Here is a 13,711-nt window from a genome sequence, read left to right as displayed (position 1 = left end):
GCTTTGTCGCTGGCATGCCACCAATCCGTCCCCCCAAGGATTATCCAGAGGAGCCGCGGACGCCCCCTCTCCCCGCCGATCAGTTGATCTGCAGGTTGGTCGCCTTGACGACTTCGCCCCACTTGCGGGTTTCGCTTTCCATGAAGGCCTTGAATGCTTGCGGCGTGTTGGGCGGCGGGGGCATCAGGAAGCCGTTGGTCTGGTAGCTGGCGGCCAGCGCGGCGTCGGAGGTCAGGGCCTTGTTGATGGCGGCGTTGACCTTCTGGACGATTTCGGGCGGGGTGCCGGCCGGCGCGTACACGCCGAACCAGGCCGCCACGTCGAAGCCCTCCACGCCGGATTCGGCGATGGTGGGGATTTCCGGGGCAAACGGCACGCGGCTGCCGGTGGTGACGGCCAGGCCGGTCAGCTTGCCCGCACGCACGTGCGGCAGCAGCGGCGGCAGGTTGTCGAAGATCGAGTCCACTTGTCCGCCCAGCAGGTCGGCCACGGCCGGGCCGCTGCCGCGGTACGGGACGTGCAGGATGTCGATGCCGGTCTTCATCTTGAAGAGTTCGCAGCCCAGGTGGGCGGACGAGCCGTTGCCGGGCGAAGCGCAGGTGAGCTTGCCGGGGTTCTTCTTGGCGTAGGCGATGTATTCCTGCACCGACTTGACGGGCACGCTGGCGTTGACAGCCAGGATGTTGGGCACCACGTTCAGCAGGGCGACGGCGTCCAGGTCCTTGAGCGCGTCATAGGACATCTTGGAATAGAGCGACTGGTTGATCGCGGTGGAAATCGATCCGACGAACAGCGTGTAGCCGTCGGGCGCCGAGCGGGCGACGGACTCGGCGCCGATGTTGCTGTTGGCGCCGGGCTTGTTCTCCACCACGAAGGTCTGGCCGAACTCCTTGCCCAGCACGTCGGCGATCATGCGCGCGCTGATGTCGGTAGTGCCGCCCGGGGCGTAGCCCACGACCAGCCGCACCGGCTTGGTCGGATAGGCGCCGGCCTGGGCCTGCGCCGGTCCGCTGGCGATGCACGCCAGCACTGCCGCCACGCCGGCCAGTTTGGTATAGATCTTCTTCATGTTTCCTCCTGTCGAAAACGGATGGGCGCGCATGGGGATGCGCGCTGTTTTTTTGTTGTTGTGCAGGCACTGCTGCCCGGGGCGGCACCGCCGCCCGCGTCAGGCAGCGCCTGCCGGCCGCAAGGGCGCGATCAGGTCCGGCGTGAGATCGGCCAGCGTCGCGCAGCCGAGCAGCGCCATGTTGGTCGAGATCTCGCTGCGGAATATGTCCGCCACTTTGCGGATGCCGGCGCTGCCGGCCACGGCCGCGCCGAACAATTGGGGCCGGCCGGTGAAGACCATGCGCGCGCCCAGGGCCACGGCCTTGAGCACGTCGGAGCCGCGGCGAAAACCGCCATCCACCATGACCGGGAAGCCGGGCGGCACCGCGGCCACCACGTCGGGCAGCGCCTGCAAGGGCGAGATGCAGCCATCCAGCTGGCGTCCGCCGTGGTTCGACACGATCACGCCGTCGGCGCCCGCCGCGCAGGCCAGGCGCGCATCATCGGGATGCATCACGCCCTTGAGCACCAGCTTGCCCGGCCAGTTCTCGCGGATCCAGCGGATGTGTTCCCACGACAGCTTGTCGCGTTCGCCGCGAAAGCCGTTGGGCGGGTCCTGGGTGATGGGCGGGCCGATCTCTTCGTACAGGTTCGAGAACCTGGGGATGCCGCTGCCCAGCAGCGTGCGCAGGAAGACGTTGAAGCTCCAGCGCGGGTGGCGCATGCCGTCCAGCATCACGCTGGGGCTGAGCTTGAAGGGCACGGTGAACGAGAGCTTCTGCAGGTTCTCGCGGTTGGCGCCGACGCAGGTGTCGATGGTCACCACCAGCACCGGGATCTCGGCCTGGCGCAGCCGCGCCATCAGCTTGCCGATGCGCTCGGTATTGCCCGGCAGATAGGCCTGGTACCAGCAGCGCTTGCCCGTGGCCTCCTGCAAGCGTTCCAGCGGCACGCTGGAAGCGCCGCTGATGATGAACGGTATCTCGGCCTGCTGGGCGACCTGCGCCAGCGCCAGGTCGCACTCATGCATGACGATGGCGGAGAACCCGGTAGGCGCGAAGCCCACCGGCATGGCGTAGCGCTGGCCGTAGAGTTCGACCTGGCTGCTGCGCTGGTCCACCACGCGCAGGCCGCGCGGCCGGAAACCCACGTCGCTCAATGCGCGCACGCTCTCGGCCAGCGAGGCGCCATCCTCGGTGCCGCCGCAGACGTAGCCTTCGACGCAGCGCGGCATGATGCGCCGCGCCTCGCGTTCGAAGTCGCGCACGGACAGGCAACGATCCAGACGGCTCATGCGGCCACCGGCGAGCCGGCCTGCGCGCGCAGCGCCTGCATGCAGGCGGCCAGCGAACGGTCCTGCGTGTCCTGGTAGAGCGCCAGCTCGTCCTGCACCTGGGCGCCCAGGGCCTGCTCGAAAGCCGCCTGGCTGGCGTTCTGCGCGTATTCGGCCTGGGCCTTGTCGCCCAGGTTCGACTGGAAGATGCCGGCCGCGCTGACGGGCAGGAAGTCCTCGTACACCAGCGGCTCGAAGCGGATGTAGCCCTGGGCGATCAGGTCCTGCAGGCTGGCTTGCGCATCCGCGCCGTCCTTGCCGGTCAGGAAATAGCGGAAATAGGCCAGCCCCTGCGCATGCAGCGCGTCATAGTCATCCGGGAAGGCGGCGAAACAGTCCTGCAGGTTCTGCATGTAGGCCGCGGCATTGCCTTCGTTGGGCGCGCCGCTGATGCGGCTGCGGGCCAGATCCAGCAATTGGTCGTATAGCGCGCGGCCCTTCCGGGTCAGCGCGACGCCGCGCTGCTCGATCTCGCCGAAGCGCGCCGTGTGGCTGCCGGCCGCGGACTGGCCGTCGGCGCCGGCGAACAGAACCGCCTCCTCCAGCGCCTTGAAGCTGGTCTGGCGCAGCAGGATCGGACATTTGCGCGGCGGCGGGCCTTCGATCACGGCCTTGGCGGACACGCCGCGGCGCGGCATCTCGGCCTGGGCCTCGTCGATGTCCAGCGTGCGCGGGGTCAGGTGATTGATGTGCGGGCCCTTGAAGGCCACCACATCGGCGATCAGGCGGTGCTGGCCGTGCAGTTCCTCGTAGTCTTCCAGGCTGACGGTGGCCTCGCTGTGCCAGCGGAAAGTGTGCAGGGCTTCGGCCACGAATTCGCGGGCCTCGGCTTCAACCAGTCCGCCCTGCGCCTCAAAGCGGGCCGCGAGCTCCAGCGTACGCGCGGTGAAAATCTGGCGCGCGGCCAGGATGCGCGCGGCCTTCTCGCGCAGGGCCTCGTCGGCGATCAGTTCCAGCCGCAGCAGCGAGGTGAAGACGCGGAAGGGGCTGGCCTGCAGCGAGGCTTCGTGGGTGGCGCGAAAGGCGGTGGAATGCACCGGTACGCCGGCCGGCGACAGATCGTAGTAGCCCACCGGCTGCATGCCCATCACGGCGAACACGCGCCGCATGTTGGCCAGTTCCTGCGCGGTGCCGACGCGGATCGCGCCGTGGCGCTCGATGTCCAGGCGCTCGATCTCGCCCGTGCGGGCCAGTTGGGCGGCCAACTCGGGCTGTTCGGCCAGCGTCTTGGCGTTGACCTGGGCGACCAGGTCCAGCAGCGTGTCGTACAGCGGCACTTCCGACTTGTACATGTCGGACATGGCGCGGGAGAACCAGGCGCGGATCTGGTCCGGATTGACGAAATTCTGACTCATGGCGGGCTCGGCACATCGGTAAACAAGGATGGCCCGCATGAAATCATGCGCCGCGCGTGCGATCAAATGAAAAAAATCGGCTTAATCAGTCCGTTTTTTCATGGACCGCGCCCGCTGGGCGTCGCGCTCGCGCTTGCGCGCGGCCTCTTCCTCAACCCAGGCGACGAACTGCTTGATCTTGGGCACTTCGGCCGAGTGCTCGGAATAGGCGACGAAGTACGCGCCGTCGCTGGGCTGCACGTAGTCCCAGGGAATCACCAGCTTGCCGGCCTGCAGCTCTTCTTCGGCCAGCAGGCGCGGCGTCAACGCCACGCCGCAACCGCCCTCCGCAGCGCGCACGCACATGTAGAAGGTATCGAAGCGGGGACCGTGGTAGCTGCGGTCGGACTGGAACTGCTGGCGCGAGAAGTAGTCGTGCCAGGCTTCCGGGCGCGAAGCGCACTGGATCAGCGCCTGGGCGCTCAGCGCCTCCAGGCTGTCGACCCTGTCACCCGGAAGAAAGCCGGGCGCGCACACCGGCACGACCTCGGCCTCGAACAATTCCCGGCACTGGGCGCCCGGCAAGGTGCCATGGCCGAAGAAGAAGGAGATGTCGATCTTGGCCTGCATCAGGTCGAAGGGCCGCGTTTCGCTGCGCACCTTGACCTGGATGTCGGGATGGGCGGCCATGAAGCCCTGCAGGCGCGGGATCAGCCAGCGCGCGCCGAAGGTGGGCTGGGTGCCGATGGTCAGCACCTGAGTCTCGCTGCCGTAGGTCAGGATGTAGCGCGAGGACATGTCCACCTGGTTCAGGATGGCCCTGACCTCGGACTGGTACAAGGCTCCCGCAGGCGTCAGTTGCAGGCGCCGCCGCACCCGCAGGAACAGCGGGTTGCGCAGCAGCGCCTCCAGCTGCGCGATCTGTTTGCTGATCGCGCTCTGGGTCATGTGCAGTTCCTCGGCGGCGCGCGTGAAGCTCATGTGCCGCGCCACCGCCTCGAAACATTGCAGCGCCATCATCGATGGCATCAAACGCTTTTCCATGGGGCCGATCCGGGTATGCCTGTGCTGGCGGCGGCCCGCGCTCCATCGCCGGCCGCCGCGCTTGCGGCATTATCGCAGGCCCGGCCTCACCACTGGTATCCGACCCCCGCGGCGCCGCCGAAGTCGCCGCGGGACGTGCCGTTGGCCGACACCTTGTAGACCCAGCGCCCGCCGCTAGACACGCGCGACAGCCCCAGGGCGTAACCCGATTCGCCGTTCCAGGTGCCGCCAGCCATGGACAGCATGTTGCGGCCGGGCAAGTAGGCCTGCGGCAAGGAAGCCGTCGCCATGGCTGCAGCCACCCCCGCGCTCAGCATGCGCTCCTGGGACTCCAGATCGCTGCGCAGGTTCTGCAGGGAATGCTCGACGGCGCCCACGCGCGCCTCGCTTGCGCTGCTTGCGGCGCGCAGCTGGCCCACGTTGACGGCATCGGTGTCCTCGCTGCCTGCAGCCACGCCCGTCATCTGGCGTCCACCCACGTTCACCTCGCCCGTGGAGCTTTGGGGCTGCGCCATGCCGTAGGCTTCGTAGTTCTCCTGCGCGCCGCGCGCCGCCGAGGACCCCGCCCCCAGCGCCACGCTGTTGCCCGCGCTGGCCACCGCGCCTGCGCCGACCGCGACGCTCTGCGTGGCCGCGGACGAATCCGCTCCCACCGACACGCTGCGGTCGGCAACGGAACCGCGTCCGGCGTTCGAGCCTATCGACACGTTGTCGTTGCCCCGCACGCCCGACCCCGCGGCCGTGCCCTGCGCCACGTTGTTATTGCCGACGACGTCGCGCCCCGCAGCCAGCCCGCCAGCCGTATTGCCGTCGCCCTGCACGCCATAGCCGGCGTAGGCGCCGGCAGCCGTGTTGTTGGCGCCGGTCACGTTCTGCCCGGCGTTCTTGCCCTGCGCCAGATTGCCCTCGCCCTCCACGTTCTGCCCCGCGTTCTGGCCCAGCGCCAGGTTGCCGTCACCGACGACGTTGCGGCCCGCTTCCTGGCCGAAGGCCGAATTGCCGTTGCCGGTGACATTGCGCCCGGCGTTGGTGCCATAGGCGGCATTGTTGTTGCCCACCGTATCCGTGCCGGCCCAGAAGCCAAACGCATCGTTGTAGTCGCCCGTGACGTTCTGGCCGGCGCTGCGGCCGAACGATTGGTTCCAGCCGCCCTGCACATTGGTGCCGGCGTAATAGCCGATGGCCTGGTTGGCGTTCTTGCCGCCGACCTTGGAGCCCGCGCCCTCGCCGATCGCCAGGTTCCAGTTGGTGCTCACGTCCTGGCCCGCGCCATTGCCCAGGCCGATATTGTTGCTGCCTTTCACGTTGGCGCCAGCGTTCTTGCCGATCGCGTGATTGCCCTTGCCCGTCACGCCCTGAGCGGCGCCCGGCCCATAACCGAGGTTGCTGCCGTCCCACTTCACAGGCGGCGCGGTCTGCGCCTGCGCGGCCGATCCCCCGGCCAGCGCGCCCACCAGAACCGCCACCGACAAGCCGTTGGCGGCCAGAATTGCGTATGTGTGCTTCATTTGTATGTTGATCGATTGTTGTTGCGGACCGGCCGGACGCGCACCCCGATGCGCGCCCGGCCCGCTCATGCCTGAGCCATCACAGATGCAGCGCCATGGCCGGATCGCTGACGCTCGCGCGGCCGTTCTCCATGCGTCCCGCGAAGCGGCGTTCGAAGCCTTCGGCGGTGACGGTGAAGTCGTACCAGTTACCGCTTTCCTTGATGGACCAGTGGTGTTCGGCGACCTTGCCCGGCTCGACCGCCAGGGTCCAGGGGCCGTCCTTGCGGTAGGCGTTGGATTGCAGGTTCGCCTGCAGGCTGGCCGTGCCGCGGTTGGACACCTTCACGTAGAGCGCGCTGCCTGCCGGCTCGTAGCAGACCTGCACTTCCAAGGCCGCGCCACGCTGCGTATTGCCGGAGAAGGTCCGCACGAAGCCGTTGCTGCTGTACACCCACAGGTCATAGTCGCCGCCGGTCCAGGTGTCGGACAGCGTCTTGCCGGCTTCGACGGTGTAGCGCCGCGGGATCAGGTCCAGGTTGCGCTTGTCGTACACATGGAACACCGCGCCGGCTTCGCCCGTGTTGCTGAACAGCAGTTCGACCGCGCCATCCGCCCCCAACCGGGCGCTGGTGTGCAGTTCATAGGGCAGCGCGCGCGACAGCCGCGTGCCGGTCTCCTGGAACAGCGGCTGCGGGATTGCGGGCGCCTGGGTCACGGCGGTGGTGGGCAACAGCTTCTGCGCCGCGTTGACCGCGGGATAGTTGCTGGTGTCGGGCAGCGTGGGCACGCGCGGATCGTTGGGACTGACGAAGTCGAAGCAGGTGGTCAGGTCGCCGCAGACCGCGCGGCTCCAAGGACTGATGGCGTCGACCTTGATGTCGAAGCGCTGCTCCAGGAACCGGCCCACCGAGGTATGGTCGAACACCTGGGAATTGACCCAGCCGCCCTTGCTCCACGGCGACACGACGTACATCGGCACGCGTGAGCTTAGACCCCACGGCCGGATGTTGCCGGTGATCTTGTCGTCGGCCTTCAGGTAGTTGCCCACCGAGGCATCGAAATACTCCCCCTCCAGCGGCACGGTGGACTTGCCCATCAGCACGCCATTGGCGTCATAGGACGGCACTGCGGGCATGGCGGCGTGATCGAAGAAGCCGTCGTTCTCGTCGAAGGTCACGAACAGTGCGGTCTTGCTCCAGACTTCCGGATTGGAGGTCAGCGCGTCCAGCACGTCGGCGATGAAATCGGCGGCACCGGCCACGCCTTCGCTGCTGCCAGGGTGCTCGGCCAGGGCCTGCGTAGGCAACACCCACGACACCTGCGGCAAAGTGCCATTGGCCACGTCCTGCTTGAGCTGGGCTAGGAAGTTGACGGCGCCGTCGTTCTTCTCGGGGCCGCCCGTCAGGCCATGTTCATAGATCGGCGAACCCGGCTGCGCGGTGCGGAAGCTCTTGAAGGCCAGGCAGCCGTGCATGGCGCCCGTCCAGTTGTTGTTCATGTTCTGGTAGATGTGCCAGCTGACCCCGGCGCGCTGCAGCAGGTCGGGCAAGGTGTCCCACTTGAAGGCGCTGTTCACATACTTGTAGTTGTAGGCGCCGGTCGCGGGGTCGACCTGGCCCGAACCGTCGGCCAGCTGCGCGCGGCCCGCCACCCAGTTGGACGGGTTAGGCCAGCAGCGCGAGTTGACGGGTTCCGAATCGGTGTCGGTGCTGTTCACGCCCAGCTTGCGCAGTTCGGGATTGGCGTTGGCGCCTGACCAGAACACGATGCGGTTGGGATCGGTGCCGGTCAGGATGGAACAGTGATAGCCGTCGCAGACCGTGAAGGCGTCGGCCAGCGCGAACTGGTACGGAATGTCCTCGCGCATGAAGAAGCCCATGGTGGCCTGGTTCTTGTACTGGATCCACTGGTCCATCTTGCCCTGGTTCCAGGCTGCCTGCTGGTCCGGGAAATTGTGCGGCGTGCCCGATCCGATCAGCGCGTTGCTGGTCCTGGAATCGCGGCGGAAGGGCTGGATGTCCTGGCCGCCCTTGGGGTCGGGCTGGAAGAACACCGATTTACCGCTGGCCAGCGGAATCGGGAAGCGGTCGCCGAAACCGCGCACGCCGCGCATGGTGCCGAAATAGTGGTCGAACGAGCGGTTCTCCTGCATCAGGATCACGATGTGCTTGATGTCCTTGATGGTGCCGCTTTCAACCGCGGCCGGAACCGCCAGCGCGCGCTGGATCGAGGCGGGCAGCAAGGCCATTGCCGACAGGGCGCCGGCCGCCTGGGCCGAGGCGCGGAAAAACTGCCGGCGGCCCGGCAAGGCCGGGGACGCGCTGGCGGGATGCGAGGGATAGGTCTTGGTCATGGGGCTACTCTTGCGTGGGGTTGGGCGGATCGGGCGTTCAGGGCGCGCAGCGCAGTTGCGGCGCGGGCGGCGGCGTCTCTGGCTGTCCGGTCTCGGGCGGCGTGGTCGCGCCGTCATCCGAGTCGTCATCGCCGCCGCAGGCGGCAAGGGTCAAACTCAAGGCGATGGCCGCAACAAGGGCGCGGCCCAGTGCAAAGTACGGGGTCATGAAAACTCCTGGTCAGGGAACGTTGCCGGGTCCGTCCGGCAGAAAACCTATCGGGGCGCGGCGGCCTGGCTGGCCGCCGCGCCGGCTCAGCTCAAGCGGCGCCGCAAGCGGGCGGCGACCTGGTCCAGCAAGAACACGGTGATGAAGATCACGACGAGAATGGTCCCGACGTGGGCGTACTGGTACATGTCGTAGCGGCCTTTGAGTTCCTGGCCGATGCCGCCCGCGCCCACCAGGCCCACGACGGTCGCCATGCGCACGTTGCGGTCCAGGATGTACAGGGTGTAGCCGGTGAACTTGGGCATGACTTGCGGCAGCACTGCGTAGGCCAGCACGCGCGGCTTGCTGGCGCCGATCGCGGCCAGCGCCTCTTGCGGCTTGGTGTCGGCCGTTTCGATGTCCTCGGCGTAGAACTTGCCCAGGAATCCCATCGAATGGATGGCCAGCGCCAGCACCCCGGCAATCGGGCCGAAGCCGTAGGCCAGCACCAGGAACAGCGCGCAGATCAGCTCGGGCATCGCACGGAACATGCTGACGATGGCGCGCGCCGCCACGTACAGCAGGCGGTTGGGCGCGTAGTTGCGGGCGCTGCAATAGGCCAGCGGCGCACTGCCCAGCACGGCCAGCAAGGTCGCCCAGATCGCGATCTCGAAGGTCTCTACCATCTTCACCGCCACCCGCCATAGATAGCCCAGCGGCTCGACCAGATAGGTCTGCGTGGATACCTCGTCTTCCATCTTCAGCGTGTGCGGATTCAGCCGGCTCTCGGTCACCTGCACCGTTTCCACATGCGCCAGCCACGGCAGCCTGTCCGGGTCGAAGCCCTCTATGCGCGAAGTCTCGGTGCGGTACGAGACCTGCAGCGGGAACAGGTTGTCGGCCAGGGCGCCCAGGCCCGAGGTGACCTGGGACTGCTCCTTCAGGCCCACCGCCGCCAGCGCGCCGTCCAGGGTGAGCGCCGCCATGCGACCCATCTCGACCCGCTGCCCGGTGTAGAGGAACAGCATCAGCGCGGCGATCACGATCAGCAGCGCGCGGGCGCCATAGGGCGGATCCAGGCGCCAGGCCGCGTTGTCGGCCGGCGTCTTCAATGCATGCGTGTTCATTGCGCGCCTCCCGCCGACAGCACCGCCGGCCGGATCGGCCTGGCCATGCGAGGTTCAGCATGGCCGCGGCCCGCAAGCGCGGCCATGCCGCTTTCCGCCTGCGGCGCCTGATACAGCGCACGGGCAGTGGCCTCATCGAACGCGCCCGCCGGTCCGTCGAACACCATGACGCCATGGCGCAGGGCCACGATGCGGTCGGCGAACTCGCGGGCCAGGTCGACCTGATGCAGGCTGCAGAGCACGGTGGCGCCGCGTTCGCGTGCCTGATTGCGCAACAACTCCAGGATGTCGCGGCTGATGCGCGGGTCCAGGCTGGCCACCGGCTCGTCGGCCAGCAGCAAGGCCGGAGCCAGCATGAACGCTCGGGCGATGCCCACGCGCTGCTGCTGGCCGCCGGACAATTCGCTCACGCGGCGTTGCAGGTGCTCGGGCTGCAGGCCGACTTCGCGCACCAGCTTGCAGGCCCGTTCGCGCAATTCCGCGGGGAAGCGCATCAGATAGGCGCGCCATGCCGGCAAGCCGGGCAGCGCGCCCGACAGCACATTGGTCGCGACCGTCGCGCGCGACACCAGGTTGAAGTGCTGATGCACCATGCCGATCCGTGGCCGCACGGCCGCCAGCGTCGAGGGCTGCACCTGCGTGCCATCGACCCACACTTCGCCTTGGGTCGGCGCGGTCAAGCCGTTGGCCATGCGCAGCAAAGTCGACTTGCCCGCGCCCGAGGCGCCCAGGATCACGCAGAACTGGCCGCGCGGCACCTGCAGCGATACCGAGTTCAGCGCCGCGGTCCCATCGGCATAGCGCATGCCTACAGCGTCATAGCGCAGCATGTCCATTTCGCTTGCTCCGCCGATCACCGCTGTGCCGCCTTCTGCAGGATTTCACCCTTGATCTCGTCGGTCAGCAGGGCCATCTTCGAGGCCGGGCCGGCGAACTGCGCCTCGGAGAACTCGGTGTCGAAACGATCCAGCTTGGCGCCGCCATAGCCGCGCACCATGTCAGGCGTTACACCGGGCGCCTGATGGACCGTGGCAAAGGCTTGCTTGAGCGTGGCCTTCAGCGTCTCGGGCAGCTTGGTGTTCATCGCCAACGGCGGATACGGGATGGGTTCGCTCTTGAAGATCACCTTCACGGACTTCGGGTCCACCGCGCCCTGGCGCACCGCCTTGTCGAAGGAATCGAACGACAGCGCGGCCGCGTCGACCTGGCCCTGTACCAGCGCGGCGAGGCTGCTGGCGTGGCTGCCGGTCAGTTGCAGCGCCGCCAGGTCCTTGGCCGGGTCCATGCCGTCCTTGATCATGGATGCCACCTGGAAGGTGAAGCTGGAGGCCGAATTCACGTCGCCGAACGCGGCGCGCTTGCCCTTCAGATCGGCCAACGTATTGATCGGCGAATCAGCCTTGGCGAACATCGCGGCGTAGTAGGCGGATTCGCCCTTCTGCACGCCCACGGCCAGCAATTGCGCACATTGGCGCTCATGCGCCTGCACGTAGGAAACCGGACCCAGGAACGCGACCTCGGCCAACTGGTTGCACATGCCTTCGACCACGGCGCCGTAGGATTGGCCCACGGTCAGTTGGAAATGCAGGCCGGTGCTGCGCGTGATCGCGTTGAAGATCGGCGCGTAGTCGGCCTTGGTGCCCGACTCGGTGCCGCCGTCGGCGGGTATCAGCAACACGCGCAGCGGACGTTGCTGCGAGCCGTCTGCCAGGGATTGGGCTTGTGCGAGAGGCGCGGCGGCCAGCAGGGAAACCAGCGCCAGGGCGGGCGCGCAGGTGCGGATCTTCATTTTTCTGTTCCTAGTCTTGTTGAGGTTGCCATCGGGGCGCAGCGTGCTCGGCCCTGATTCCGGAACGCAGATTAGTCACCGCACATGACAGGCAAATGAAAATTTCTCAAATCAAAAAAATGAATTTTTGAATTTTGTTCAGATAGAATCACAGCCGCCGGGCAGGCCCGAACCGTAGCGGGCGCCCACTTCTTTCAACCCTGCACGCGCTTCGACGCCACCACGCCGATCCATGACCCGCATTGCCCGCACTCCCCTCGCTTCCTTCCCCCAAGCGCCGACGGCAGAACCGCCCTGGACCGCCCGATCACGCGGCCTGATCCTGGACCTGGACGGGACATTGATCCGGGGGCATGAAGTGATACCGGGCGCCAGCGAGCTGCTGACCCGCTGGGCAGGGCGCTGCGTCATCGTGTCCAACAATTCCACCGACACGGCGGCGGACCTGGCGCCGCGTTTACGGGCGATGGGCCTGCCGGTGCAGGCCGGAATGCTGGTCCTGGCCGGTGAACAGGCCGTGCGCCATATCGCCCGGCAAAACCCGCGGGCCGCGGTGCTGCTCTGCGCCTCGGACGCATTGCGCGGTTTCGCGGCCGGACTGGGGCTGGCGTTGGTCGACCGCGATGCGGACATCGTGCTGCTGGCGCGCGATCTGTCCTTCGGCTACGGGACGCTGCAGACCCTGGCAGGCGAGCTGGCGCGGGGCGCGGCGTTGATGGTCAGCAACGGCGACCTCACCCATCCCGGCCCGCAAGGCGCCATCGTCCCGGAGACGGGCGCGCTATTGCAGTCGGTGCTGGCCTGCGCGCCCGGCGCGCGGCCGCACATACTCGGCAAGCCGGGAGCCATGCTGCTGGAGGAAGGATTGCGCCGGCTGGGCCTGGCGCCTGCGGACGTCACGGTCATCGGCGACAACGTGCGCACCGATGGGCTGGGTGCGGTACGCCTGGGTATCGGCTACCTGCTGGTGGGCAATGCGCCCTGCGCGGATGCGCCGGACGTGGCGAGGCTGCTGGACAGCGCGTGCCCGCGCCGACATGCGCTGCCGGCGGGCATTGAAGACGATCAGTAGCGCTTGTTCGACAGCACGTCGAAGGTGCTGCGCAGCGTGGAGACGGCCTTGTCGTAGTCGGACAAGGCCAGGCAAGCGATGAGGGTGTCGATGATGGCGAGCTGGGCCAGCCGGCTGGTCATGGCCTCGGTGCGGAAACGGGTCTCGCGCGACATGGTGTGCAGCACCACGTCCGCATGCTCCTGGATCGGCGATTTGCCGAAATTGGTGATGCAGATCGTGCGCGCGCCGGCTTCCTTGGCCAGCCGCGTCGCCAACACCGTCTCGTGCGTGCTGCCCGAGTGCGAAATGGTCAGCACAGCGACGTCCGGCCCGGTCAGCGACGCGCTGATGGCCTGCACGTGGGAATCGGTCACTGCGGTGGCATGCAGCCCGATGCGCAGCATGCGGTAGTGCGCGTCGTGCGCGATGACGGCCGAGCTGCCGATGCCGTAGATTTCAACGCGGCGGGCGCCGCGTATCAGGTCCACCGCGGCCGACAGCGCTGCCACGTCCAGCACCGATTCGGTTTCCTGCAGGGTCTGGATATTGCTATGGAAGATCTTGCTGACGACCTGCTCGGGCGTGTCCTGGGCGGCCAGGTCTTCGTGGATGTACTGCACCGGCTGCACGATCTGCTGCGCCAGCGCGATCTTCAGCTGTTGAAAGCCCGTGGCCCCCAGCAGCTTGCAAAAGCCCACCACGCTGCCTTCGCTGCACTGGGTGCGCTCGGCCACTTCACTGACCGACATGTGCACCACCTCGGCGGGGTTGCGTATGACGAACTCGCCAATGCGCTGCGAGGCCGCCCCCATCGAGGGCAACAGGCTCTGGATGCGCGCCAGCATGGCCTGCGGCGAGCCCCGCTGCTGATCGGCGGCGGTCGGGGTTCGGGGAGTGCGTTTGGATGTGGCCATGGCGGAGATCGAGAGACGGGAACCGGGTGCGCAGGC

Annotated in this window: 12 protein-coding genes; 1 reads left to right on the top strand and 11 read right to left on the bottom strand. The window is 67.5% G+C overall.

Annotation, left to right across the window (positions count from 1 at the left end):
* Positions 1–79 precede the first annotated feature (79 nt).
* From IB258_RS10395 to IB258_RS10350, 10 genes are all read right to left on the bottom strand, one after another.
* Positions 80–1,069, bottom strand: a complete 990-nt coding sequence (locus IB258_RS10395; RefSeq protein WP_192352546.1) for a tripartite tricarboxylate transporter substrate binding protein — start codon at positions 1,067–1,069, stop codon at positions 80–82.
* Positions 1,070–1,168: 99 nt separating this feature from the next.
* Positions 1,169–2,344, bottom strand: coding sequence for an alpha-hydroxy acid oxidase (locus tag IB258_RS10390; protein WP_192352545.1), 1,176 nt, complete (start codon positions 2,342–2,344; stop codon positions 1,169–1,171).
* A complete protein-coding gene (locus IB258_RS10385; protein ID WP_054451301.1) occupies positions 2,341–3,738 on the bottom strand; it encodes a VOC family protein in 1,398 nt (465 codons plus the stop codon). The genes IB258_RS10390 and IB258_RS10385 overlap by 4 nt, the downstream gene beginning before the upstream one ends.
* An 81-nt stretch (positions 3,739–3,819) precedes the next feature.
* Positions 3,820–4,761, bottom strand: coding sequence for a LysR substrate-binding domain-containing protein (locus IB258_RS10380; protein ID WP_119450858.1), 942 nt, complete (start codon positions 4,759–4,761; stop codon positions 3,820–3,822).
* An 86-nt stretch (positions 4,762–4,847) separates the two neighbouring features.
* Positions 4,848–6,269: a YadA-like family protein gene (locus tag IB258_RS10375; protein WP_119450857.1), complete on the bottom strand. Its 1,422-nt coding sequence runs from the start codon at positions 6,267–6,269 to the stop codon at positions 4,848–4,850.
* Positions 6,270–6,348: 79 nt separating this feature from the next.
* The gene (locus IB258_RS10370) at positions 6,349–8,604 is read right to left on the bottom strand and encodes a phosphocholine-specific phospholipase C (RefSeq protein WP_175159515.1); all 2,256 of its coding nucleotides are present in this window, start codon (positions 8,602–8,604) and stop codon (positions 6,349–6,351) included.
* 37 nt (positions 8,605–8,641) lie between these two features.
* On the bottom strand, positions 8,642–8,812 hold the full coding sequence (locus tag IB258_RS10365; RefSeq protein ID WP_166738396.1) for a hypothetical protein: 171 nt from the start codon (positions 8,810–8,812) through the stop codon (positions 8,642–8,644).
* 86 nt (positions 8,813–8,898) lie between these two features.
* Positions 8,899–9,918 carry a phosphonate ABC transporter, permease protein PhnE gene (gene phnE / locus IB258_RS10360; protein WP_175213882.1) on the bottom strand — a complete coding sequence of 340 codons (1,020 nt, stop codon included), beginning with the start codon at positions 9,916–9,918 and terminating at the stop codon, positions 8,899–8,901.
* Positions 9,915–10,754 (bottom strand): phosphonate ABC transporter ATP-binding protein, encoded by an 840-nt coding sequence (locus tag IB258_RS10355; RefSeq protein WP_054450248.1) that lies wholly within the window; start codon positions 10,752–10,754, stop codon positions 9,915–9,917. Before IB258_RS10355 ends, phnE begins: the two co-directional genes overlap by 4 nt.
* A gap of 17 nt (positions 10,755–10,771) precedes the next feature.
* Positions 10,772–11,707, bottom strand: a complete 936-nt coding sequence (locus tag IB258_RS10350; RefSeq protein WP_054450247.1) for a phosphate/phosphite/phosphonate ABC transporter substrate-binding protein — start codon at positions 11,705–11,707, stop codon at positions 10,772–10,774.
* A gap of 232 nt (positions 11,708–11,939) precedes the next feature.
* Between IB258_RS10350 and IB258_RS10345 the strand changes: the two genes are divergently transcribed.
* Entirely contained in the window at positions 11,940–12,779 is an 840-nt protein-coding gene (locus IB258_RS10345) for an HAD-IIA family hydrolase (RefSeq protein ID WP_192352544.1), read from the top strand.
* Here the strand turns inward: IB258_RS10345 and IB258_RS10340 are convergent.
* Entirely contained in the window at positions 12,773–13,675 is a 903-nt protein-coding gene (locus IB258_RS10340) for a MurR/RpiR family transcriptional regulator (RefSeq protein WP_225588996.1), read from the bottom strand. The genes IB258_RS10345 and IB258_RS10340 overlap by 7 nt on opposite strands.
* Positions 13,676–13,711: the final 36 nt, after the last annotated feature.

It is taken from the genome of Achromobacter sp. ACM02, from assembly GCF_014851605.1.
Taxonomy (GTDB): domain Bacteria; phylum Pseudomonadota; class Gammaproteobacteria; order Burkholderiales; family Burkholderiaceae_B; genus Achromobacter; species Achromobacter aegrifaciens.
The sequence above is the reverse complement of the archived record's forward strand: the minus strand, read 5'-3'. Positions and strand labels throughout refer to the sequence as shown.